The sequence below is a fragment of the Aminobacter sp. J44 genome (assembly GCF_007829415.1).
GTDB lineage: Bacteria > Pseudomonadota > Alphaproteobacteria > Rhizobiales > Rhizobiaceae > Aerobium.
This window is the reverse complement of record NZ_VLJG01000004.1, coordinates 47,729-71,531: the sequence shown is the minus strand read 5'-3', so window position 1 is coordinate 71,531 and position 23,803 is coordinate 47,729. Positions and strand designations below refer to the sequence as shown.

Below are 23,803 nucleotides of genomic sequence, written 5' to 3'. Positions count from 1 at the left end.
CTTCGTGATCGGGTTAGTTTGCTAGGCGGCGGACGAGCGCCGCTTCATAGTTTTTGCGGGCAGCGCGGACCTGCTCGCGGGCCGAGACTTCCGGCACCGCAACGTCCCACCAGTGGCCGCCTTCCTCTGTTGTCTTCATCGGGTCGGTGTCGATGACGATGACGTGGGTGCGCGGCGAGGTGCGCGCGCGGGCAAGTGCTGCTTCCAGCTCTGAGATCGACGCGGCCTTCTCGGCGATCGCACCCATGGAGGCTGCGTGCGCGACGAAGTCGATATCGCTCGGCACGACGTGGCGCGCGGTGTCGAGGAGGTTGTTGAAGCTCTCGCCACCGGTCGAGATCTGCAGCCGGTTGATGCAGCCGAAGCCGCGGTTGTCGAGCAGCACCACGATCAGCTTGTGGCCGAGCATGACGGAGGTCGCGAGCTCCGAGTTCATCATCATGTAGGAGCCGTCGCCGACCATCACCACGACCTCGCGGTCGGGATGCGCCATCTTGGCGCCGATCCCGCCGGCGATCTCGTATCCCATGGTCGAGAAGCCGTATTCGAGGTGATAGCCGTTGGGCCGTACGGGCCTCCAGAGCTTGTGCAGCTCGCCCGGCAGGCCGCCCGAGGCGCAAAGAACGATCGCGTTTTCGTCGACCGAGCGCTGTACCGCGCCGATGACATGCGCGTCGGAAGGGAGAACATTGTTGCCAGGATCTGCGGTCACTGCATTGACGGCGTCCAGCCATTTGTCGCGCAGCGATGCGTCAGGCGCCGGCGCTGCATGATCGCCGAGCATCGGCTCAAGCTCTTCCAGCACGGTGCGCGCGTCGCCAACGACGCTGATCGCGCCGTGCTTGAGCGCATCATAAGGCTCGATGTTGATGGCCAGGATCTTCTTGTCCGGGTTCTTGAACAGCGCCCACGACCCAGTGGTAAAATCCTGGAAGCGCGTGCCGATGCCGATCACCAGATCGGCATCGGCAGCAACGGCGTTGGCCGCGGAGGAACCGGTCACGCCGATAGAACCGAAGTTGAGGGGATGGTTCCAGGGCAGGGACGACTTGCCCGCCTGGGTCTCGGAAATGGGGATCTGGTGCTTCTCAGCAAATGCCTTCAATTCCGCCGTTGCCCCGGAATAGAGCACACCGCCACCGGCGATAATGATTGGCTTCTTCGCTTTCCGGATCAGCTCGGCCGCGCGGGCGAGCTCGGCGGCATCGGCGCGTGGGCGGCGCTGGCGCCAGACCTTTTCCTTGAAGAACGTTTCCGGCCAATCGTAGGCTTCCGCCTGCACGTCCTGGCAAAAGGAGAGGGTGACGGGGCCGCAGCGGGCGGGGTCCGAAAGGGTGAGCATTGCCCGGGGGAGGGCGGTGAGCAGATGCTCGGGGCGTGTGATGCGGTCGAAATAGCGGCTCACTGGCCGGAAGCAGTCATTGGCCGAGACGACGCCGTCATCAAAATCCTCGACCTGCTGCAACACCGGGTCCGGCGCGCGGTTGGCAAAGACGTCGCCCGGAATGAACAGAACCGGAAGGCGGTTGACGTGGGCAAGGGCAGCCGCTGTCACCATGTTCAGTGCGCCGGGGCCGATCGAGGTGGTCACGGCCATTGCCTGCCTGCGGTTCTTTGCCTTGGCAAAAGCAATTGCCGCGTGGGCCATGCCCTGCTCGTTGTGGGCGCGCCAGGTTGGGAAGGCATCGCCGGCCTGCTGCAGCGCCTCGCCGAGGCCGGCGACATTGCCGTGGCCGAAGATCGCCCAGCAGCCGGGGACCAGCGGATCGCCATCCTCGTTCTTCTGCGCGGCGAGGTAGCGAACCATCGCCTGCGCTGCCGTAAGCCTGATTGTCGTCATGCTGCCTCCCTTTCAGCCGCCGCCAATGCCGCATCCCAACGTGCGCAAAGATCAGCGTAAATGCTAGCCATCTCTTCCACCGCCGCGGCATCATCCATTTCGCCGGCGAGCCATTTCCGCGCCGCCGCGCCGAAGATCGAGCGCCCGACCGCAAAGCCCTTCACCAGCGGGAACCGCGCCGCCTGCCGGAACGATGCCTCGAGAGCGTCGACTTCCGCTTCCAGCCCGAGGACGACGATGCCGCGCGTATGCGGGTCGTTGCGTTCGATGGCCGCGCAGGCGTTGGCCCACGCCTGCTGCGAGGTCATGGGTTCGAGCTTCCACCAGTCGGGATAGACGCCGATGTCGTAGAAGCGCTGGATCACGCGGGCGGTGGTGTCGTCGTCGACGCGGCCGACCTTCGACGGGATGATCTCGAGCAGGAATTCGAGGTTGTTGCGCCGTGCCGCATCGGCAAGACGCAGCATCGTTTCCTCCTGCTCGCGCTTCAGCGCCTCGTCGTCGTCGGGATGGTAGAAGCACAGCACCTTGACGACGTGTTCCGCCGGCCATTCGGCGAGGTCCGAGCCGAGATCGGGACCGATCTCCAGCTGCAGCGGCCGCGAGCCGGGCACTTCGACCGGCCGGCCGATCCACAGGCCCTGGCCGGCCGCGCGGTAAAGCGCCTCGGGACCGAGACGGCCGTCGCAGAGCAGGCCGTAGCCGGAACGGCCACCGGACACCTTGAGTACCGCATCGAGGCAGAGCTCCTTGAAGGCGCTGATCCGCTCACGCGGAGCACCGGCTGCGTCGGCAAGGTCCTCCAGCTGCTTGCGATGATCGAAGGCAAAGACGCGCATCACCGGCCAGCTGCCCTTGCGGGTCGTCGACCAGTGCCGCTGTTCGAGTTCGCGGTCGAGGCGGAGCGCCGGATTCTTGATGCCGCGATTGAGGAAGAACTGCAGCTCGTCCCAGCTGGGGTAGGCGGGAGCACAGCCGTGGCGGGAGACGGCAAAGGCGCCGCAGGCATTAGCGTATTTCAGTGTCGTCGGCCATTCCTCGCCGTCGAGCCAGCCCTTGAGCAGGCCGGACATGAAGCCGTCGCCTGCCCCCAAGACGTTGAACACTTCGATCGGGAAACCCTGGCCGGAGAGGCCTTCGTCCAGCGTGTCCGGAATGTCACCGGTAAAGGCGGAGGCGCCCATCGGCCCGCGCTTGCAGACGAGAACGGCATTGCAAACCTTCCGCACCTCGCGCAGCGCAGCGATCGTGTCGGTGGTGCCGCCGGCGATGTGGAATTCTTCCTCCGTGCCGACAATGAGGTCAAACAGATGCAGCGTCGACTGTAGCTTTGCCGTCACCTTCTCCGACGCGATGAAGCGGTTCTCGCCGTCGCCATGACCCGACAGGCCCCAGAGGTTCGGCCGGTAATCGATGTCGAGCGCGGTCCGCGCGCCGCTTTCGCGGGCCAGCTTCAGCGCCTTGAGGACGGCCGCTTCCGTGCGCGGATGCGACAGGTGGGTGCCGGTGGCGACCACCGCGCGCGCTTCGGCAATGAAGGCAGGGTCGATGTCGTCCTCGCATAGGGCCATGTCGGCGCAGTTCTCGCGGTAGAAGATCAGCGGGAACTGCTTGCGGTCGCGGATGCCGAGCAGCACCAGCGCCGTCAGCCGCTCCGGGTCGGTGATGATGCCGCGGGTGTCGACGCCCTCGGATGCCAGCTGCTCGCGGATGAACCGGCCCATGTGTTCGTCACCGACCCGGGTGATCAGCGCGGATTTCAGGCCGAGGCGCGCGGTGCCAACCGCCATGTTGGTCGGCGAGCCGCCGACATACTTGTTGAACGAACGCATGTCCTCCAGTCGGCCGCCGACCTGTGCGCCGTAGAGGTCGACCGACGAGCGGCCGATGGTGATTACGTCAAGCTTCTTCATCAGACGGTTCCGCCCAGCGATCCTTCGAGCGCTGCCAGTTCCTGGCCGCCAGCCATCATGTCCTGCAGTTCCTCCGCCTTGATTTCCCCGCGCTTTGCGGTGCCGAGCGTACGGCCACGATTGAGCACGGTGAAGCGGTCGCCGACCGCCATCGCATGGCGGACGTTATGAGTGATGAAGACGATGCCGATGCCGTTCTTGCGCACCTTGTCGATGGTGGCGAGAACGTTGGCCGTCTGGCGCACGCCGAGTGCCGAAGTGGGCTCGTCAAGGATCAGCACCTTGGCGCCGAAATAGACGGCGCGGGCGATCGCCACTGTCTGGCGCTCGCCGCCGGACAGCGTGCCGACGGCCTGGTCGGGTGAGCGCAGGCGGATACCCATCTTCGCCATCTCCTCCATGGTGATGGCATTGGCGCGCTCGAAGTCGAACAGCTTGATTGGCCCGAACTTTCTGATCGGCTCGCGGCCCATCCAGAAATTTCGCGCCACCGACATCAGCGGGATCATGGCTAGGTCCTGGTAAACGGTAGCGACACCCGCCGCCATCGCATCGCGCGGGCTTGAGAAGGCGACTTCCTGCCCGTCGATGAGGATCCTGCCGCGTGTCGGCTTGTGCACGCCCGACATGGTTTTGATGAAGGTCGACTTGCCGGCGCCGTTGTCGCCGAGCAGACAGTGGCATTCGCCGGGCAGAACGGAGACCGAGACACCCGCCAGTGCGATAACCGGCCCAAAGTGCTTTTCGATGTCGATAAGTTCGATCAGAGGCTTGGTCATGTCACCGTTCTCCCGTGATCATGCGCCGGATGTAGGTGTTGAGAATGACCGCCATCAGCAGAATGACGCCGAGGAAGACGCGGAACAGCGAACTTTCGACCCCAGCGAAGAACAGGCCCTGCTGCACGACGCCGAAGATCAGCGCGCCGAGCGCCGCCCCGATCACCGAGCCGTAGCCGCCGGTCAGCAGCGCGCCGCCGATGACGACAGAGATGATCGCCTCGAACTCCTTGAGCAGGCCACGATCCGCCGCCGCCGAGCCGAACTCCATCACCTGGCAGGTCGCGAAGACGGTGGCGCAGAAGGCGGAGAACATGAACATCAGGATCTTCACCCTGTTCACGGGCACGCCGACATAGCGCGCCGCCTGTGCGTCGCCGCCGGAAGCGAAGATCCAGTTGCCGAAGCGGGTGCGGGTGAGGAGGACATGCGCAAAGGCGATCAGTGCCAGCGCCCAGATGATCAGCATCGGGATGCCGTCGATAACCGGCTGCCCCGCCTTGGGACCGGCGACGAACTTGCCGATGAGGCCGATGTCGGCGAGCCAGACGAAGAGGAAGCCGAGAATCTTGCCGCCGAACAGCCAGGCAAGCGGATCGCCCTGGGCAACCTCCGCGACCCCGCCGATGATCGTCTGGCGGGTGGTGGCGATGGCGCCGTAAATCGTCAGGCCTCGCAGCACGTAGAGGAAGGCGAGCGTGACGATGAAGGACGGCAGGCCGGTCTTTATGACGAGGTAGCCGTTGAGCGCGCCGACCGCGAGCGCGATGGCAAATGCGACGATGATGGCAAGCCAGACGGGATACCCCCACGTCACCGACATCAGGGCGATCACGATGCCCGCGAAGCCGATCATCGAGCCGACGGAGAGGTCGAATTCGCCGGCAATCATCAGCAGGCACGCGCCGACGGCGATGATGGCGAACTGGGCCGACACCACGCCCCAGTTCAGGATGCCCTGGGGCGCGAACATGCCGGTGCCGCGGGCGACGACCAGGAAGAAGGCGAAGACAATAATCGTGCCGCAGATGGCGCCGAGTTCCGGACGGATCAGGGCCTTGCGCCAGGCCGGCATCTCCTTGATGCGCTCGTCCTTGGCCAGCTCGACGACGCTCGCCGCGCCGTTCTGCTGAGGCTGAGGCTGGCTGTATGTCATCCGTGATCTCCAGAAATCCTGGCGTGCGCTCATCCTCGCGGGGTGCGCGTGCCTAGCTGGTTACGGGTTGTCGAGGGGAGAGGAGGGCTCGCGGCCGACCTCTCCCCTGCTGCTCGGTTATCGGTATTCGCCGGCGAATTTCTCGACGAGCTCGATGTTGTCCTTGGTCACGAAGCCCGGGCCCGAGTTGATCGAGTTGCCCGGCACCACGCCGTAGCGGGCGAGGTTGGTCAGGATGACCACCGGGAGGTAGCCCTGGAGGAAGGGCTGCTGGTCGATCGCGAAGGCGATGACGTCGCTCTTGATGGCGTTGGCGATGTCAGGCGAGAGATCGAACGTGCCGAAGTGGATGGTGCCCGCCTTGCCCGACTCGTTCAGCGCCGCGATCGTCGGCTCGGCCGAGGTCGGGCCAAGCGTCAGGATGCCGTTGGTGTCCGGATTGGTCTGCAGATAGGCCATCACCTTCGACTTGATTTCCGCAGGGTCCTGGCCCGCGTCGATCATCTGGTTGCCGAGCTCGACGCCCAGCGCGTCGGCATACCCCTGGCAGCGCTCAACCGAGGCCGGGTTGGTGATGTAGTGGTTGACGCAGAGGAACTTGGTGACGCCGGCTGCCTTCGCCTTCTCGCCCGCGCCGAAGCCCGCAGCCTTTTCCGGCTGGCCGACATGCATCAGCGCGCCGATTTGCTTCGACTGCTCCTCGGTCCCGGAGTTGATGGTGATGACCGGAATGCCCTGCGCGACCGCATTGCTCAGCGGGCCCGACAGGACGTCGAAGTCGGCGATGGTTGAGATGATGCCGTTGGGGCTCGAGGCCGTGGCCTGTTCGATAATGCGCGCCATGTCGGCGAGATCGCCGGTCGGCGGATTGCGGTATTCCACCGTCACGCCCATCTGCTGGCCCGCGACGTTGATCGCATTCTTGATGGTGTTCCACCAGCTGTCGCTGTCCGGCGCATGGCTGACGAGCACGAAGCGTTCGCCGTCAGCAGCGGCCGGCGCGGCAACGCCGGCGAAGATGGCGAGCGATGCCGCCAGTGTCAGAATGGTCTTCTTCATTTGGTCCTCCCTCTTGTTCTCCGAAGGTAGTTCCGCGCATCGTCCTATCGGCGATGTCCTCTCGCAGAAGCCCTCAACAGAATGTATATTCCATTCTGCACTAAAGGCAACAGGGATGTTCCAAATCAGACCAGCCGCCGCCGCGCTCCAACCGCCACCGAAAGGGTCATCGCCAGCGTCATCGTTGCCGCCAGCACGCGGAAATTGCCGACATCGATCTCGGAGACGAGCAGGTGTATCGCGTCGAGCGCGGCGAGGGGGCTGGTCGGCAGGTCTGTGATGGCAACGATGTCCAGCCCGCGCGCGGCTGCAGCCTCGGCGAGCGCCATCGTGTCGGCCGTATAGGGCGCGAAGGTAATGGCGATCAGCGCATCGCCATCTCCCAGCAGGTGGTGCTGGGTGAGATTGCCGACGCCTGCATGCAGGATCGCAGGAATGCTCATTTTTTCAAAGGCATAGGCGAGGTAGCTTGCCACGGCGAAAGTGCGGCGCAGGCCGACGATGTGGATCGTGCGCGCGCCTGCCAGCACCGTAACGGCTCTGCGTAGCTTGTCCTGGTCGATCGAGCGGGCGAGGTTTTCGATCGAGGCGCGGCCGGCCTCGGAAAATTCCGCGAGCAAGGCGGAAGGGGATTCGGCGCCGCCATTGCGTAAGCTCGAAAGCCGGGTCGAGTAGTCCGGCCACTTCTGCGAATACTCCTCGCGATAAAGCTTTTGCATTTGCGAGTAGCCCGAGAAGCCCATTTCCTGGCAGAAGCGCATCATCGCCGAGGCCGGCACCTGCGCTCCGGCGGCAATGTCGGCTACGGTCGAAAATGCGATCTTGTCCGGGTTGCCCGCCACGTACTCCGCGCATTGCTTGAGCCGCTTAGGCAGGCTGCCGCCGACACGGCGCAGCCGTTCCTGAAAGTCGGCCAGGCTCTTGGGGGTGGCGATTTCCTCGGCAGGCATTGATGGTCCCTTGACATGATCTATTTTCCCTGATTTTGGAATATTCATTCCGTTTTCGCAAGCGGCGGTGATTGCCGGCTGCCTGTCATGCACAGACGGCGGAACTGAGGGAGGACAGCGTGAGCATCAGATTTGCACTTCTCGGCGCCGGCCGTATCGGGCGCGTCCATGCAGCCGCCATCGCGGCGGATCCCGACGCCGTCCTCGCTGCGGTTACCGATCCGTTCAAGGACGCGGCGGATGCCGTCATCGCGCGCTTCGGCGGTGAACTGCGCACCATCGACCAGATCGAGAAGGCGAACGACATCGACGCGGTCGTCATTTGTACGCCAACCGACACCCACGCCGACCTGATCGAACGCTTTGCCCGTGCCGGCAAGGCGATCTTCTGTGAAAAGCCGGTTGATCTGTCGATCGCGCGCGTGCGTCAGTGCCTGAAGACTGTCGAGGAGACGGACGCCACGCTGATGATCGGCTTCAACCGCCGATTTGACCCGCATTTCCGCGCCGTTCGCAAGGCTATCGATGACGGCAGGATCGGCAATGTGGAGATGGTGCAGATCGTCTCGCGCGATCCCGGCCCGCCGCCGGCCAACTACATCACCTCGTCGGGCGGTATCTTCCGTGACATGACGATCCACGACTTCGATATGGCGCGCTTCCTGCTCGGCGAGGAACCGGATACGGTGTTTGCAACCGCCTCCGTACTGGTCGATCCCGAGATCGGGCGCCTCGGCGACTTCGACAGTGCGTCCGTGACGCTGACGACCGCTTCGGGCAAGCACTGCACGATCTCTAACTCGCGCCGCGCAGTTTATGGCTATGACCAGCGGATCGAGGTGCACGGGTCGAAGGGAGCTGTGTCGGCAGAGAACCAGCGTCCCGTTTCGATAGAGCTTGCTACGGCCGATGGCTATACGCGCCCGCCGCTGCACGACTTCTTCATGACCCGATACACGGCTGCCTATGCGGCCGAAATTGCCGCCTTTATCGCGGCGGTGAAGGAAAAGAAGAAGCCGTCGCCGTCGGGTGCCGATGGACTTGCTGCCCTGCTGCTAGCGGAAGCTGCGCTGAAGTCCATCGTCGAGAAGCGGGCCGTGCGGCTCTCCGAAGTCGGAAACTGACCGTGGACAGCGTCCGCATCGGTCTCATCGGCACTGGCTTCATGGGCAAGTGCCATGCGCTCGCCTATGGCGCGGTGAAGGCCGTCTTCGGCGACGTTCCGGCGCCGCGTCTCGAACTTCTGTGCGAGATGCCGGCCGACAAGGCGAAGACCATGGCGAACCAGTTCGGCTTTGCCCGCTCGACGGATGACTGGCGCGAGCTGATCAATGATCCGGCGGTCGACATCGTCTGCGTCACCACGCCCAACAAGCTGCACGCCGAGATCGCGATTGCCGCGCTGGAGGCGGGCAAGCACGTCCACTGCGAGAAGCCGATGGCGCTGACGCTTGCTGAGGCCGAGGCAATGGCGCGTGCAGCCGTGATCGCGAAGGGCAAGACGATCGTCGGCTACAACTACATTCGCAATCCCGCCTTCCAGCATGCGCGCAAGCTGATCGAGGAAGGCGCGATCGGCCGGGTGATCCACTTCCGCGGCTTCGTCGATGAAGACTATCAGGCGGACCCCGACCTGCCGTGGACGTGGCGCGCGACCAAGGCCGAAGCTGGCCTTGGCGCGCTCGGCGATCTCGGCTGCCACATGATCAGCATGGCGGTCGAGCTGATGGGCCCGATCCGCAGCGTGATCGGAGACATCCGCACGGTGCATGCGACGCGCCCGTCGGCGGATGACGGCACCCACAAGCCTGTGGAGAACGAGGACATTGCCTCAGCGATCCTCGAATTCGAAAGCGGCGTGCAGGGGCTGTTCTCGACTTCGCGTTCGGCCTGGGGCCGCAAGAACTACATGGCGGTCGAGGTGCATGGCACGCAGGGCATGATCTGCTTCGACCAGGAGCGGATGAACGAGCTGCGGCTTTATCAGAACGCCGGGGACAAGTCGGTACAGGGTTATCGCACCATCATGACCGGGCCGGTGCATGAGCCGTATGGCAATTTTGTCCCGGCACCGGGCCACCAGATCGGCTTCAACGATCTCAAGACGATCGAGGCGGCGAGCTTCTTGCGCGCAATTGCGGGCGGGTCCGAGGCATATCCGTCGTTCCAGCAGGCGCTCGAGTTCGAGCGTGTTATCCACGCGATCGCGAACTCGAACGGCCAGTGCATCGTCCTCTGAGATGCTGGCGATGCCCCCTGCCGCTTTGGCAGAGCGGTTCCATAATACAGATTATCCGATAAACTTGCCTGATCTTCAGTGACTGGGAGGCGCGCCCTGTCGCCTCTTCCTTCCCCCCTCCCGTCGGTTCTGACAACCAGAAATTGCTAATATCCTTTTGAGCTATGGCCCCACCGCCCCCAAGCGAGTAGGCTACGCCTCCGCATTTTTTGTAGATTCGACCCGTTCGTACGAGGGAGCGAGAGATGAAGACACGCGCCGCTGTTGCCGTTGCCGCTGGCAAGCCGCTGGAGATCATGGAAGTTGACCTTGAAGGTCCGCGCGAGGGCGAGGTGCTGGTCGAAATCAAGGCGACGGGCATCTGCCATACTGACGACTTCACCCTGTCGGGCGCCGACCCTGAGGGCATCTTCCCGGCGATCCTCGGCCATGAGGGCGCAGGCATCGTCGTTGACGTCGGCCCGGGCGTGACCTCGGTCAAGAAGGGCGACCACGTCATTCCGCTCTACACGCCGGAATGCCGCCAGTGCCCGTCCTGCCTCAGCCGCAAGACGAACCTGTGCACCGCAATCCGCGCCACGCAGGGTCAGGGCCTGATGCCCGACGGCACCAGCCGCTTCTCGATCGGCAAGGACAAGATCTTCCACTACATGGGTTGCTCGACCTTCTCGAACTTCACGGTCCTGCCCGAGATCGCGGTCGCGAAGGTCAATCCGGACGCGCCGTTCGACAAGATCTGCTACATCGGCTGCGGCGTGACGACCGGCATCGGTGCCGTCATCAACACGGCCAAGGTCGAGATCGGCGCAACGGCTGCCGTGTTCGGCCTCGGTGGAATCGGCCTCAACGTGATCCAGGGCCTCAAGCTTGCCGGTGCCGACATGATCATCGGCGTCGACATCAACAACTCGAAGAAGGAATGGGGCGAGCGCTTCGGCATGACCCATTTCGTCAACCCGACCGAGATCGACGGCGACGTCGTCCAGCACATCGTCAACATGACGAAGCGCGGCGCGGACCAGATCGGCGGCGCGGACTACACCTTCGACTGCACCGGCAATGTGAAGGTCATGCGTCAGGCGCTCGAATGCGCGCATCGCGGCTGGGGCCAGTCGATCATCATCGGCGTTGCCGGCGCCGGCCAGGAGATCTCGACCCGTCCGTTCCAGCTGGTCACTGGCCGCACCTGGAAGGGCACGGCGTTCGGTGGCGCTCGCGGCCGTACCGACGTGCCGAAGATCGTCGACTGGTACATGGAGGGCAAGATCCAGATCGACCCGATGATCACGCACTTGCTGAAGCTCGAGGACATCAACAAGGGCTTCGAGCTGATGCATTCGGGCGAGAGCATCCGCTCGGTGGTGGTCTACTGACCGGATCAATGCCCGCGATCTATGTCGATGCGGATGCGTGTCCGGTGAAGGACGAGGCGGCGAAGGTCGCCGCCCGTCATGAACTGGTGATCACTTTCGTGTCGAATGGCGGCCTGAGGCCGTCGCGCGATCCGCTGGTGCGGCATGTCGTGGTGCCCGCCGGCGCCGATGCTGCGGACGACTGGATCGTTGAGCACGCTGTGGCGAACGACATTGCGGTCACCGCTGACGTTCCGCTCGCCAAGCGCCTTGTCGAGAAGGGCGTGCATGTGCTGGGGCCGACGGGCCGCGCCTTCACGCCAGAGACGATTGGCATGGCGGTCGCCATGCGGGATCTGAAGCAGCATCTTCGCGAAACCGGCGAGATCAAGGGCTTCAATCCGGGCTTTTCCGCCCGCGACCGCTCGGCATTCTTGTCCGCGTTGGACCAGGCCGTGCGCCGGGCGCTGCGCTCGGCACAGACAGACAATAGTTGAGGTAGCCATGAAAACCGTTTCCACCGCGAAATCCTTCGGCGGCGTCCAGGGCGTCTACACGCATACCTCCGAGGTTTGCGCCTGCGACATGACCTTCGCGGTCTTCGTGCCGCCGCAGGCAAAGGACGGCAACAAGGTTCCGGTGCTTTGGTACCTGTCGGGCCTCACCTGCACCCACGCCAACGTCATGGAAAAGGGCGAATACCGGCGCATGGCAGCCGAGCTCGGTCTGATCATCGTCTGCCCCGATACCAGCCCGCGCGGCGATGACGTCGCTGACGAGCCGGACAACTGGCAGTTCGGCAAGGGCGCCGGTTTCTACGTCGATGCCACGCAGGCCCCCTACTCCCGGCACTACCGGATGTATTCTTACGTCACGAAGGAACTGCCGGCACTGATCGCGGAGGAATTCCCGGCCGACATGAGCCGCCAGGGGATCTTTGGCCACTCGATGGGCGGCCATGGCGCGCTGACTATCGCGCTGAAGCATCCGGACCGTTTCAAGTCCTGCTCGGCCTTCGCGCCTATCGTCGAACCGTCGACCGCAGGCTGGTCGAAGCCGGCGCTGGAAAAATATCTCGGCAGGGATCAGACCGCCTGGCGCGAGTACGACACCGTGGCGCTCATCAAGGACGGTAAGCGCTTCCCGGAATTTTTGGTCGATCAGGGCACCGCCGACGGCTTCCTCAATGAAGGCCTGCGGCCGTGGCTCCTCGAAGATGCGATGAAGGGAACGGACATTCGCCTCACCCTGCGCATGCAGGACGGCTATGACCACTCCTACTACTTTATCTCCACCTTCATGGACGATCATCTGCGCTGGCACGCCGAGCGGCTGGGCTGAAGGCAGGTTGCCGACCATGAAAAAAAAGGCCGGGCAGCTGATGCGCCCGGCCGTTCTGTTTCAGGCTATTCGGCGGCCGACTTGCCGGCCTCGCCCATGCCTTCCGCGGGCTTCGGCGCGGATCCATGCCGCACCTTCTGTTCGATGCGGGAGCCGACGTCCGGATCGATGCTCTTCCAGTATTGGAACGCCCGGCTCAGCACCGGCTCACGAACCCCGCCGAGCAGGCTGCCCGCGACGGTGTCAACGAGCGCTGCCCGCTCCGCATCGTCCATGACCTCGCGCACAAGCGCGCCCGGCTGGCTGAAGTCGTCATCGTCCGCGCGCAGCGTGTAGGCGCTGCGCACCAGCTCGCCGTCGGTCTCCCAGGCGTCTTCCATCCGCCCGGTCTGGTCGGCCCACGGGCGGCCATAGCTGTTGGTCGCGTAGACCGGCGCGCTGCCGCTGTGGTGATAGGCCATCTGGCCGTCGAACATGTAGGTGTTCACCGGCACTTTCGGCTGGTTCACCGGCAGCTGATGGAAGTTGGTGCCGATGCGGTTGCGCTGGGCATCGTTGTAGGCAAAGGCGCGGCCAAGCAGCATCTTGTCCGGCGACAGGCCGATGCCGGGAACGGTGTTGCCCGGCGAAAACGCAGCCTGCTCAATCTGAGCGAAGAAGTTCTCGGGATTGCGGTTGAGCCGCATGGTGCCGACCCGGATCAGCGGGTAGTCGCGGTGCGGCCAGACCTTAGTGAGGTCGAACGGGTTGAAGCGGTAGGTCTTCGCGTCGTCGTACGGCATCACCTGCACCGAGAGCGTCCAGCTCGGATGCTCCCCGCGCTGGATCGCCTCGAATAGATCGCGGCGGTGATAGTCCGCGTCTTCGCCGGCCATCTGTGCGGCTTCCGCGTTTGAGAAGAACGCCATGCCCTGGTCGGTGTGGAAGTGATACTTCACGAAGAAGCGCTCACCGCCAGCATTGACCCACATGTAGGTGTGGGAGCCATAGCCGTTCATCTGCCGCCAGGTGCGTGGCAGGCCACGCACGCCCATGAGGTAGGTCACCTGGTGCGCGCTCTCCGGATTGTTGGTCCAGAAATCCCACTGCATGTTGTTGTCGCGGAGCCCTGAGTCCGGCAGCCGCTTCTGGCTACGGATGAAGTGCGGGAACTTCATCGGGTCGCGCACGAAGAAGATCGGCGTGTTGTTGCCGACGAGGTCGTAGTTGCCTTCGCTGGTGTAAAACTTCAGCGAGAAACCGCGCACGTCGCGCCACGTGTCGGGGCTGCCCATCTCGCCTGCGACCGTCGAGAAGCGGGCGAGCATCTCGGTCTGAGCGCCCTTATGGAACAGCGCCGCCTTGGTGAACTGCGACACGTCCTCGGTCGTCTCGAAGACGCCGAAGGCGCCTGAACCCTTGGCGTGGGGCTGGCGCTCCGGCACTTTCTCGCGGTTGAAGTGGGCCATCTGCTCGAGGAAATGGACGTCGTGCAGGAGGATCGGGCCGTCGGGCCCGACCGTCAGCGAATTTCGATCGCTGCGTGCAGGCGCTCCGGTGCTCATGGTTGAGCCCGAAGCCTCAGTCTTCCAGGACATGGCTGGTTCCTTTCTCGTCCAATAGCAGCGGGTTAAGTCGTGGCGGACAGAAAAGTTCCGGGAAACGGCAGTACGAGCGGACCGAAACCTTGCGGTTTCCTGTGCATGACCTGATCGCTGCCGCAAATGGCACGGCGAAACGGTCTACGGTGCTTGCCGAACCTTGCAGGGAATGGAGGGCAGCATCACGATGGCATTTCGCTTCGTCCACACGGCGGACCTTCACCTCGATTCACCGCTGCGCTCGCTGGCGATGCGCAACAGCGACCTCGCCGAGCTGATCGGTAACTCGACGCGGCAGGCGCTGGTATCGATCGTGGACCTGTGTATCGAGGAGCGTGTCGACGCCCTCATCATCGCTGGCGATCTCTATGACGGCGATCAGACCTCGATGAAGACGGCGCGGTTTCTGGCGACGCAGATGCAGCGCCTGCACGAGGCGGGGATCTCCACCTTCGTTATCCGCGGCAATCATGATGCTCTGTCGCGCATCACGCAGGAGCTGGTGTTCCCGCCTTCGGTGAAAGTATTCGGTGGCCGTGCCGAGGCGGTAGAACTCAAGCGTGACAATCTCAGCATCCACGTCCATGGGCTAAGCTTTGCGAAGCCCCACGCGCCGGAAAGCCTGCTCGAAAAGTACCGCCGCCCCCTCCCCGACGCGGTCAATATCGGCATCATGCACACGAGCCTTGCCGGGGCGAACGGCCATGACCTCTACGCGCCGTGCAAGGTGACTGACCTGCACGGCTGGGGTTTCGACTACTGGGCGCTGGGTCATGTGCATGCGCGCGCACGGCACGAGGGCGAACGGTCCGTGATCATGCCGGGCATGCCGCAGGGCCGCGACATCAACGAGGGCGGCGAGAAGACTGTCTCGCTCGTCACCATCCATGATGACCGCCGCGTCACGGTTGAGGAACGGCTCACCAGCATCGCCCAGTTCGAGCGGATCAATGCCGACTTGTCCTCGGCCGTCACCTGGCGTGAGGCGGTCGAACTTGTCGAGCAGGCTCTGGCCGATGCTCGCGCGCGTACCCGTTCCGACCATTTGGTCGGGCGCCTCAGGATCATCGGCTCGACATCGCTTTCATGGACGCTGCGCCGCGATCGCGACCTGCTGCTGGCCGAGGCCGAACAGCGCGCCGAGGGACTTGGCCGCACCTGGATCGAAAAGCTGGAGATCGCAACCTCCTCCCCTGCCGAGACGGCATCGGGCCGCAACAACGCCGACCCGCTACTCGAACTGCACCAGTTGATGCGGGAGACTGTCATCGGCCAGCACGGCGTGCGCGACGCGGTGCGCGACCTGGTAAAGGAAATCCGCGACGATCTGCCGGCCGAGGCGCGCAGCTTCAGCGGCAGCGACGAGGCCGAATTCGAGGCGCTGGTCGATCAGCTGCTTGCAGAGGGCAGCGAGGACATTCTGGCGCGCCTGCGGCTTGAGGCGCCCGAGGCCGCCTGATGCGTCTCAGACGTCTCGACCTGACCCGATACGGGAAGTTCACCGACTATTCCATCGACTTCGGCGAGCGCGTGTCCGACAAGCCGGATCTGCACATCGTCTACGGCCTCAACGAGGCCGGAAAGTCGACCTCGCTGTCGGCCTATCTCGACCTCCTGTTTGGTATCGAGGAGCGTACTCGTTACGGCTTCCTGCACCAGGGAAAGGCAATGGAGGTGGGCGGCTGCCTCGAATTCGGCGGCGAGGCGCACCAGTTCAAGCGGGTCAAGCAGCGCGCTAACTCGCTGCTCGATGCGCAGGGCCAGCCGGTCAACGAGGCGGTTCTGAGCGTGCCGCTGGCTGGCCTCACGCGCGATGCCTACCGCATGATGTTCTCGCTTGACGACCAGACGCTGGAGGACGGCGGCAACGCGATCCTTGAAAGCCGCGGCGACCTTGGCGAACTGCTGTTTTCGGCAAGCGCTGGGCTCGCGGGTACCAGTGCCGTGCTCGAGAAGACGATGGAGGAGGCGCTATCCATCTTCCGCAAGCGTGCCAGCAGTACCACCATCGCCGGCCTCAAGCGCCGGATGGCCGAAATCAAGGCGCGCCGGGACGAGATCGATACCCAAGCCTCTGCCTATGCCTCGCTGAAGGCTGAGCTTCAGCGCGCCGAGGCCGCTTATGAGGAGGTCACGCGCGAGATCGGCACGGCGCGCACGCGCCAGGAGCAGATCGCGCGGATGCTGCGCGCGCATCCGCTGGCCGGCGATTACCGCCGCCTGGAGGAGAACCTTGCTGCCTATGCGGACGTTCCTCGCCCGCCGGCCGAGTGGTCGCACGCGCTGCCCGAACTCATTGATGCGGAAGCACGGCTGCAAACGAGACGCGCGGGGCTCGACCAGCGTGAGGCGCGGATTCGCGACGAGATTGATGCGCTCACCGTCGACGAGCGGCTGCTCGAACTCGACCATCGTATCGAGCGCCTGTCGGAAGCGGCTGCACGATATACGACGGCCGAGGAAGACCTGCCCAAGCGTAAGTCGCAGCTTTCCGAACAGAAGATCAGGGTCGACCTGATCCTGACGGCGCTGGGCAAGCGTGACGTGGACGATGCGATAACGCTGGTCATTCCGGCCGCGACGATCGGCATGCTGCGCGATCTTCTCGCCGAAAAGAACGGCATCGATGTTGCGCTCCGCGCCGCCGAGAAGGAGTTCGAGAACGGCGAACAGGTGCTGGAAGACGCTCAGGCGGAGCTGAAGGGGCTGGAGGCGGGCGGCGTGCTGGATGCGATTACCGTGGCCCGCCTGCAGGCGTCTCTCCTCCGCATCCGGCAGGGTGATCTTGCGGCCGAGCTACGGCTCGCGGAACGTTCACTTGCCGAGAAGGTGCGGGCATACGAGGAGGCAGTCGGTGCGCTGCAGCCATGGACTGGCACTGGCGATGAGGTTAAGGCGATCCGCCTTCCGGATGCCGCGCGGCTTGAAGCATGGCGCTCGACAGCCGACAGCCTGCAGAAGCGCCGCGCGGCAGCGCTCGACCGCAAGCGTGAGCTTGAGACGAGGCTCGCTGAAGATAAGGCTCGCATCGAGGCACTGCGCAGTGCGGGCAGCGTCATCGGCGATGAGGAAGCGAGCGCGCTGATGGCCCAGCGCAACGACGCGTGGACAAAGCATCTCGAAGCGCTCGACCGCGAGACGGCAGTGCACTTCGAACAGCGTATGCATGCGGTGGATGAGGCCGCTGATGCCCGGCTCAAGGCCAGCAAGGAGCTGGAGGAACTGCGCGCTTTGACCGCCGCAAGCGCTGTCACCTCGGCCGCCATCCAGCGGCAGGACGCGCTGCTGAGCGAAGCGGATGAGGAGCTAGCGCAGTTGAGGGCGGAGATCGTGGCCGAAGCGCCGGCGGCGCTCCCCCTCCCCTCTGAAGCACTCATCGCAGGTCTTCTCGCCACCTTCGAACGCTGGTCGCGCGACCACGCGAAGGCAGTTGCCGCGTGGGATGCGCTGCAGGCAGCGCAGCGCGCGGCCGATGACGCTCGTGCTGCCGCCGAAGCCGAACGGGAGGCACTGTCAGGAGCGCTTGAGAATGCCGGCATGGAAGCCAGCGGCCTTGCCCTGTCCGAACTCGTGCAGGCGGCGGAAAACCTCATATCCGCGCACACCGCCGCGCACACCAAGCGGGTAACGATCGAGAAGCAGGTTGCAGACCTGACGCGAAACCTCGCTTCGCGCCAGCGGGAGCTCGATCAGGCGAGGGCAACATCCGTAGAGTGGCAGCGCCGCTGGAAGAGCGCTCTCGATCAGACCTGGTTCGCCGGGATGGACGAGGCACCGGGCGCCGTGCGTGAGCTGCTCGATGCGCTGACGGAACTTCCCGTTGTGCTAAAGGAGTTTGCCGGCACGCAGCATCGCATCGACGCGATGGAAGCAGACCGCGCAGAATTCGTGAATGCTGTCTCCGACATCTGCGATGCCCTTGGCGAGCCATTTGATCAGTCGCGCCCGGTTGATGCCGCCCGCGCCCTGATCCGGGGCCGGGACGAGGCAAGGCAGACGAAGGAGCGGCGCGAAGAAAAGCTGGCCGAGCTTGCGGCGGTCGCGGACGAACGCGAAGTACTGGGACAGCAGATTGCGCTGCACGAGACGCGCCGCAGCGAGATGACCTCTTTTTTCGATGTCGAGTCGATTACCGAGCTGCGTCAGGCGCTGGAGCTTGCCGGGCAGCGCGACCGCCTGGTCGAGGAACGCGACCGGCTAGCGCGGCAGATCATTGCCGAGGCGCAGGAAGAAACACTTGAGGCCGCGCTTTCCGCAATTGCCGACGTTGATCTTGCCGAACTGCAGCGCGAGCAGGCAGAGCTTGCGGTCCGCATCGAGAACCTGGATGAGCGCGCGAAGACGCTGTTTGCGGATCGCACCCGTGCGCAGGACCGCCTTGATGCCATTGGCGGTGACGACACCGTCGCCCGCATCGATGCCGAGCGGCGGACGATTCTGCTTGAGATGGAGGAACAGGCGCTGCGGTACCTGCGCCTGCGCAGCGGCAGCATGATTGCCGAGCACGCGATCCGCGCCTATCGAGACCGGCACCGCAGCGCGATGATGAACCGTGCCTCAGAAGCGTTCCGGCAGATGACACGCGGCGAATACACCGGCCTTGCAACGCGGCCGGAGAAGGACCGAGAGACGCTGATTGGCCTTTCCGCGCGCGGCGGCTCGAAGCTGGCGATGGACATGTCCAAGGGCACGCGCTTCCAGCTTTATCTCGCCCTTCGCCTTGCCGGCTACGAGGAGTTCGCGGCTGCGCGGCCGTCAGTGCCGTTTGTTGCCGACGACATCATGGAAACGTTCGACGAGCCGCGCTCGGAGGAAGTGCTCCGCCTGTTCGGCCAGATGAGCCAGGTGGGCCAGGTGATCTATCTCACCCATCACCGCCATCTCTGCGACCTTGCCGCGAAGGCCGTGCCGGGCGTGAAGATCCACGAGATTGCGACCGCCTGAGCCGCAATCTCCTTCAGCAGAATTCTGAAAAGGAAGATCGAGGCCCCCTCCCACTTAGGCGGAGGGAGCCTCCTCGATATGTCCGCCGAGGAACAGCTGGCCGACTCGCGGGTCGGCGAGGAGCTTTTCGGCCTTGTCGTGCATGCGCGTCTGGCCGAGTTCGAGCACAAGCCCGTAGTCGGACATGGCGAGCGCGGACTTGGCGTTCTGCTCCACCATCAGGATGGTGACGCCCTGGTCGCGCAGGCGCTGCAACGTCGCGAACACCTCCTGCACCAGCTTCGGCGACAGACCGATCGATGGCTCGTCGATCAGGATGAGCTTCGGGTCGAGCAGCAGCGAGCGCGCGACTTCGAGCTGCTTCTGCTGGCCGCCGGACAGCTCGATCGCCTTCCGGTTGCGGAACTCGCGCAGGATCGGAAACTGGTCCATCACCTTTTCGATGCGCTCGCGCACCTTGGTCTGGTCGCGGGCGGTGACGCCGCCAAGCTCGAGATTGTGGTAGACCGAGAGCTGCGGCACGACGTTGCGGCCCTGCGGAACGTAGGTGACGCCGTAGTCGATCATCTGCCGCGGCGTGCTGCGGGTCACGTCCTTTCCATCGAGCAGGATGCGGCCCTTGTCGATATTGAGCAGTCCGAAGATCGCCTTGAACACGGTCGACTTGCCGGCGCCGTTCGGCCCGATCACGGTGGTGATCGTGCCCTTCGGGATCTTGAACGAGACGCCGTTCAAGATCGTGATCTTGCCGTAGCCGCCGTGGAGGTCTTGGAGTTCCAGCATGATCAGCCTCCCAGATAGGCGTCGATGACGGTCTGGTTCGCGCGGATCTCGTCGGGCGAGCCCTCCGCGATGATGGCGCCTTCCGCCAGCACCACGATGCGGGTGCACAGGCTCATCACGAACTCCATGTTGTGCTCGATCACGACGAAGGTCGTGCCGTGTTCGGCATTGTAGGCGACGAGGCGCTCCTTGAGATGCGCGAGCATCGTCAGGTTCACGCCGCCCGCCGGCTCGTCGAGCAAAACGAGGTCCGGTCCAGCCATGAAGGCCATGGCGGCATCCACGAGCTTCTGCTGGCCGTAGGAGAGCGAGCCCGCCGGCGTGTCGCGCAGGTGCGTCAGCCGGAAGAACTCGATGAGCTGGTCGGCAGCTTGCGTCAGGCCGGCATCCGAGGGACCGAACAGGCGCGAGATTAGTGTACCCTTATGCTCCTGGCCGGCGACGATGATGTTGTCGAGCACCGTCATCTGCGGGAACACCGACAGCTGCTGGAAGGTGCGGCCGACGCCGAGGCGGTTGAGCTTGCTGGCGCGCATGCCCGTCACTGGCACGCCCTTCACCTCGACGGACCCTTCGTCCGGCTGCAGCTGACCGAGGATGCAGTTGAACAGCGTCGACTTGCCCGAGCCGTTGGGGCCAATCAGGCCGAGGATTTCCCCCTTGTGCACGTCGAAGGAGACGCCGCGCACGGCCTTGATGCCGCCGAAGCTCTTGGTGATGTTGCGGATCGAGAGAATGGGCGCGGTCATTTCAGTTTCGGTCCCTGCTCCACGTCTGCGCGGATCTGCGGCTTGCCGAAGAAGCGGTCGCGCAGCATTCCCCACAGCCCGATCAGTCCCCTTGGCGTGAACACCAGCATCACGATGACGAGCGCCGAGTAGATGATGAGGTAGTAGCCTTCGGTAAAGCGCAGCAGCTCCGGCAGGAGGATGACGACGCCGGCGCCGAGGAACGGCCCGAAGAAGAAGCCGGCGCCGCCGACCACGACCATCAGCAGGATGCGCAGCGAGTGGCCGACCGCAAACGAGCCGGGCTCGATGAACTGAACGAGCGGCGAGATCAGCGCCCCGGCAAGGCCGCCATAGGTCGAGCCGATCGCAAAGGCGAGCAGAGTGATGCGCCGCGTGTCGACACCGAGGCTTTCCGCGCGGATCGGGTTTTCGCGCAGCGCTTTGAAGGCGCGGCCCCAGGGCGAGCGGACAATCCACCACATGATCGCGGCGGCAACGACCGTGATCGCCAGCGTGAAGTAGTAAAAATTATGCTGCTTCATCGTTGAGACGAAGCCGAAGTCCGGACGCGGCATGCCCGACAGTCCGTAGTTGCCACCTGTCAACCAGTCTTCGTTGCGCAGCACCAGGAAGACGAGCGTGTTGAAGGCAAGTGTCACGAAGGCGAGGAAGTGCCCCTTCACCCGCAGCGCCGGATAGCCCAGCACAAGGCCGACGACGAAGCAGAGCAGCAGCGCGGGAACGAGCGCTGCCATCCAGTGCCAGCCGGCAAGGGTCAGCAGCGCACTGGTATAGGCGCCGATCGCCATGAACGAGGCCTGCGCCAGCGAGATCTGGCCGGCATAGCCGAGGGTAAGGTTCAGCCCCATCGCGGCGATGGAGAACACCAGCCACGAGGTAAGAACATAGGTGATGTAGTTGCCCTGCCCGATCGGCGCGAGGATTGCCAGCACCAGTAGAAGGGCAATGAGGAGCGGACGGAGATACGCGCGCATCAGACCGCCCTTCCCTCGGAGGTGCCCATGATGCCCTGCGGACGCACGAGGATGATGAAGATCAGCAGTATAAGCGGCAGCGCGGCGCGATATTCGGCCGTGACATAAGTGGCGACGAGGTTGTCGAGCACGCCGATCAGGAGGCCGCCGACAAGCGCGCCGCGGATCTGGTTGAAGCCGCCGACGATCGCCGCGATGAAGGCGACGAGGCCAAGCGTCTCACCGTTGGAGAACTTGGCCAGGTAGACCGGCGTGATGAGGAACGAGGCAAGCGCGGCAAGGGCTGCGTTGATGAGGAAGGCGTACATCACCATACGCTTGACGTTGACGCCTAGAATTTCCGCCACTGCCGGGTTCTGCGCGGCAGCCTGCATGCAGCGGCCGGTGCGCGTGCGGTTGAGGAACAGCGTCAGCACCACGACGACGGCCAGCGAAATCAAGAGATTCAGCATGTCCTGCATCGACACGACGGCGCCGAACACGTTGATCGGGTTGGTCGGGAACATCGCGGGGAACGGCTGTGCCTCGGCGCCATAGAACTCCTTGACGCTTTCGCGCAGGAGGATGCCGAGCGCCATGGTGGCGATGATCAGAGAGATGCCGCCGGACGGAAGGATGGGATCGACGACCAGCTTCTTGAAGACGGCGCCGAGCAACACGATTGCGAGCAGGAGCGCGAGGCCCAGCGACAGCGCGAGCGGGAAGCCGAGAACGTTGGTGCCGACCAGCACGAAGAAGGCCGGGACCATGACGAACTCGCCCTGCGCGAAATTCACGGTCTGGGCTGCCTGCCAGACAAGCGTGAAGCCGATGGCAACGAGCGCATAGATCGAACCGGTGGCCAGACCGGAGAGCAGAACTTGCAGGAACTGCGACATGGGATGTCCTTTAGGCAGGGGCGGCCGCCCGTTCAGGCGGCCGCGACTGCATCAGGGATGGGATCAGTTCGCCGGAACCGTCCCGATGACGACGGGCTTGCCGTCCTTGACCTGAACCATGAAGCTCGGACGCGACATTTCGCCGGTTTCGTCCCAGCAGGTGTCGAGCAGCATCTTCGGATACTCGGCGACCGGCAGGCACAGGTTCTTCATGGTCTCGGCGAACTTGGCACCGTCGAACTCGCCGACCTTCTCGGTGACGTACTTCGTTGCCCAGGCGCCGATGTAGCCCTTGATCGCGTCATGGGTCGGGTTGCGCTTGAACTGGGCAACGAACTTCTCGTTGAACTCGGCGATGCCCGGAATGTCTGTGGCGGTCGCGGTCACGCCGACATGCGCGATCGCGCCTTCGGCTGCGCCGCCGGCAAGCTCGATCACCTTGGCCTCGGTGAGGGTCACCTCGCCGACGAGCGGCATAGAAAGACCCTGCTTCTTCGCCTCGATCAGGAAGCGGGCAGCCTCTTCCTGGTTCATGTAGACGAACACAGCCTCGGCGCCGGATTCCTTGAGCTTGGAGACGTCCGAAGCGTAGTCGGTCGCGCCTTGCTCCGAGGGAACGTCGGTGACGATCTCAATGCCCGCCTTTTCCATCTCGGCGGTGAAGACGTCACGGCCGCCCTTGCCGAACTCGTTGTTGACCCAGGCGACGGCGACCTTCTTGGCCTTCAGCGTGTCGGTGAAGTACGGCACCAGAGCCGGAACGCCCTTCTGCGAGCCCGACGAGGTGCGGAACACGAACGGGTTGCCCTTCTGGACGATGGTCGGAGCTTCCGAGCCGACGAACTGCGGGATCTCGTTCTGCTGGGCGACCAGCATGTTGACGAGGGTCGAGCCCGAATAGATGGTGCCGAGGATGGCGAACGCACCCTCGTCGATGGCCTTCTGGACCATCGCGCGCGAGACCTGCGGGTCGGTCTGCGTGTCGTATTCGGAAACCTCGACCTGCTTGCCGAGGATGCCGCCAGCGGCGTTGATTTCCTCGATGGCGATCTTGATGCCGTCACGCCAGTTCGTGCCGGCCGGGGCGCCGGCGCCCGAAAGCTCGGCGACCATGGCGATCTTGGCTGCGTCCTGAGCCTGCACTGCGGTTGCACCCATCAGCAGCGCGGCGCTCAGTGCCAGAATAACACGGCGGTTCATTCCACCTCCCTAGATGCCACGGCTACATGCGCCGTCTCCCTTTTGCGCCACCGTGGCAGCAAA

19 protein-coding genes are annotated in these 23,803 nt (G+C 64.2%); 7 read left to right on the top strand and 12 right to left on the bottom strand.

Translation table 11 applies throughout. The annotated features are described in order from the left end of the window. Positions 1-13: 13 nt before the first annotated feature. The 6 genes from iolD to L610_RS02375 form a co-directional block, all read right to left on the bottom strand. Positions 14-1,840: a 3D-(3,5/4)-trihydroxycyclohexane-1,2-dione acylhydrolase (decyclizing) gene (gene iolD, locus L610_RS02400; protein ID WP_144702161.1), complete on the bottom strand. Its 1,827-nt coding sequence runs from the start codon at positions 1,838-1,840 to the stop codon at positions 14-16. Further along, the gene (gene iolC, locus L610_RS02395) at positions 1,837-3,756 is read right to left on the bottom strand and encodes a 5-dehydro-2-deoxygluconokinase (protein ID WP_024848857.1); all 1,920 of its coding nucleotides are present in this window, start codon (positions 3,754-3,756) and stop codon (positions 1,837-1,839) included. The genes iolD and iolC overlap by 4 nt, the downstream gene beginning before the upstream one ends. Next, positions 3,753-4,532, bottom strand: a complete 780-nt coding sequence (locus L610_RS02390; RefSeq protein ID WP_024848858.1) for an ATP-binding cassette domain-containing protein — start codon at positions 4,530-4,532, stop codon at positions 3,753-3,755. The genes iolC and L610_RS02390 overlap by 4 nt, the downstream gene beginning before the upstream one ends. A gap of 1 nt (position 4,533) precedes the next feature. Further along, positions 4,534-5,607, bottom strand: coding sequence for an ABC transporter permease (locus L610_RS02385; protein ID WP_186441289.1), 1,074 nt, complete (start codon positions 5,605-5,607; stop codon positions 4,534-4,536). A 198-nt stretch (positions 5,608-5,805) separates the two neighbouring features. Next, a complete protein-coding gene (locus tag L610_RS02380) occupies positions 5,806-6,747 on the bottom strand; it encodes a sugar ABC transporter substrate-binding protein (protein WP_024848860.1) in 942 nt (313 codons plus the stop codon). A 125-nt stretch (positions 6,748-6,872) separates the two neighbouring features. Next, complete coding sequence (locus L610_RS02375; protein WP_144702156.1) at positions 6,873-7,697, bottom strand: MurR/RpiR family transcriptional regulator; 825 nt, start codon at positions 7,695-7,697, stop codon at positions 6,873-6,875. A gap of 119 nt (positions 7,698-7,816) precedes the next feature. Between L610_RS02375 and iolG the strand changes: the two genes are divergently transcribed. The 5 genes from iolG (at position 7,817) to fghA (ending at position 12,629) form a co-directional block, all read left to right on the top strand. Further along, complete coding sequence (gene iolG, locus L610_RS02370; RefSeq protein WP_144702153.1) at positions 7,817-8,821, top strand: inositol 2-dehydrogenase; 1,005 nt, start codon at positions 7,817-7,819, stop codon at positions 8,819-8,821. Between the two features lie 2 nt (positions 8,822-8,823). After that, a complete protein-coding gene (locus tag L610_RS02365) occupies positions 8,824-9,936 on the top strand; it encodes a Gfo/Idh/MocA family protein (RefSeq protein WP_144702150.1) in 1,113 nt (370 codons plus the stop codon). A gap of 245 nt (positions 9,937-10,181) precedes the next feature. Further along, the gene (locus L610_RS02360) at positions 10,182-11,309 is read left to right on the top strand and encodes an S-(hydroxymethyl)glutathione dehydrogenase/class III alcohol dehydrogenase (protein ID WP_144702147.1); all 1,128 of its coding nucleotides are present in this window, start codon (positions 10,182-10,184) and stop codon (positions 11,307-11,309) included. 8 nt (positions 11,310-11,317) lie between these two features. Beyond that, entirely contained in the window at positions 11,318-11,785 is a 468-nt protein-coding gene (locus L610_RS02355; protein WP_144702144.1) for a YaiI/YqxD family protein, read from the top strand. Between the two features lie 7 nt (positions 11,786-11,792). Continuing rightward, positions 11,793-12,629 carry an S-formylglutathione hydrolase gene (gene fghA, locus L610_RS02350; protein WP_144702141.1) on the top strand — a complete coding sequence of 279 codons (837 nt, stop codon included), beginning with the start codon at positions 11,793-11,795 and terminating at the stop codon, positions 12,627-12,629. A gap of 65 nt (positions 12,630-12,694) precedes the next feature. Here fghA and L610_RS02345 read toward each other — a convergent pair whose 3' ends face one another. Continuing rightward, positions 12,695-14,206, bottom strand: a complete 1,512-nt coding sequence (locus L610_RS02345) for a catalase (protein ID WP_144702138.1) — start codon at positions 14,204-14,206, stop codon at positions 12,695-12,697. 190 nt (positions 14,207-14,396) lie between these two features. Between L610_RS02345 and L610_RS02340 the strand changes: the two genes are divergently transcribed. Next, positions 14,397-15,668: a DNA repair exonuclease gene (locus L610_RS02340; RefSeq protein WP_144702135.1), complete on the top strand. Its 1,272-nt coding sequence runs from the start codon at positions 14,397-14,399 to the stop codon at positions 15,666-15,668. Next, a complete protein-coding gene (locus L610_RS02335) occupies positions 15,668-19,153 on the top strand; it encodes an AAA family ATPase (protein WP_144702132.1) in 3,486 nt (1,161 codons plus the stop codon). The genes L610_RS02340 and L610_RS02335 overlap by 1 nt, the downstream gene beginning before the upstream one ends. A gap of 54 nt (positions 19,154-19,207) precedes the next feature. On the opposite strand, the gene L610_RS02330 is transcribed toward L610_RS02335, so the two are convergent. From L610_RS02330 to L610_RS02310, 5 genes are all read right to left on the bottom strand, one after another. Then, positions 19,208-19,936: an ABC transporter ATP-binding protein gene (locus L610_RS02330; RefSeq protein WP_144702130.1), complete on the bottom strand. Its 729-nt coding sequence runs from the start codon at positions 19,934-19,936 to the stop codon at positions 19,208-19,210. Positions 19,937-19,938: 2 nt separating this feature from the next. Beyond that, a complete protein-coding gene (locus L610_RS02325; RefSeq protein ID WP_144702127.1) occupies positions 19,939-20,685 on the bottom strand; it encodes an ABC transporter ATP-binding protein in 747 nt (248 codons plus the stop codon). After that, complete coding sequence (locus L610_RS02320; protein ID WP_144702124.1) at positions 20,682-21,662, bottom strand: branched-chain amino acid ABC transporter permease; 981 nt, start codon at positions 21,660-21,662, stop codon at positions 20,682-20,684. Before L610_RS02320 ends, L610_RS02325 begins: the two co-directional genes overlap by 4 nt. Further along, entirely contained in the window at positions 21,662-22,540 is an 879-nt protein-coding gene (locus tag L610_RS02315; protein ID WP_144702122.1) for a branched-chain amino acid ABC transporter permease, read from the bottom strand. Before L610_RS02315 ends, L610_RS02320 begins: the two co-directional genes overlap by 1 nt. A gap of 63 nt (positions 22,541-22,603) precedes the next feature. Continuing rightward, the gene (locus L610_RS02310; RefSeq protein ID WP_024848874.1) at positions 22,604-23,740 is read right to left on the bottom strand and encodes an ABC transporter substrate-binding protein; all 1,137 of its coding nucleotides are present in this window, start codon (positions 23,738-23,740) and stop codon (positions 22,604-22,606) included. Positions 23,741-23,803: the final 63 nt, after the last annotated feature.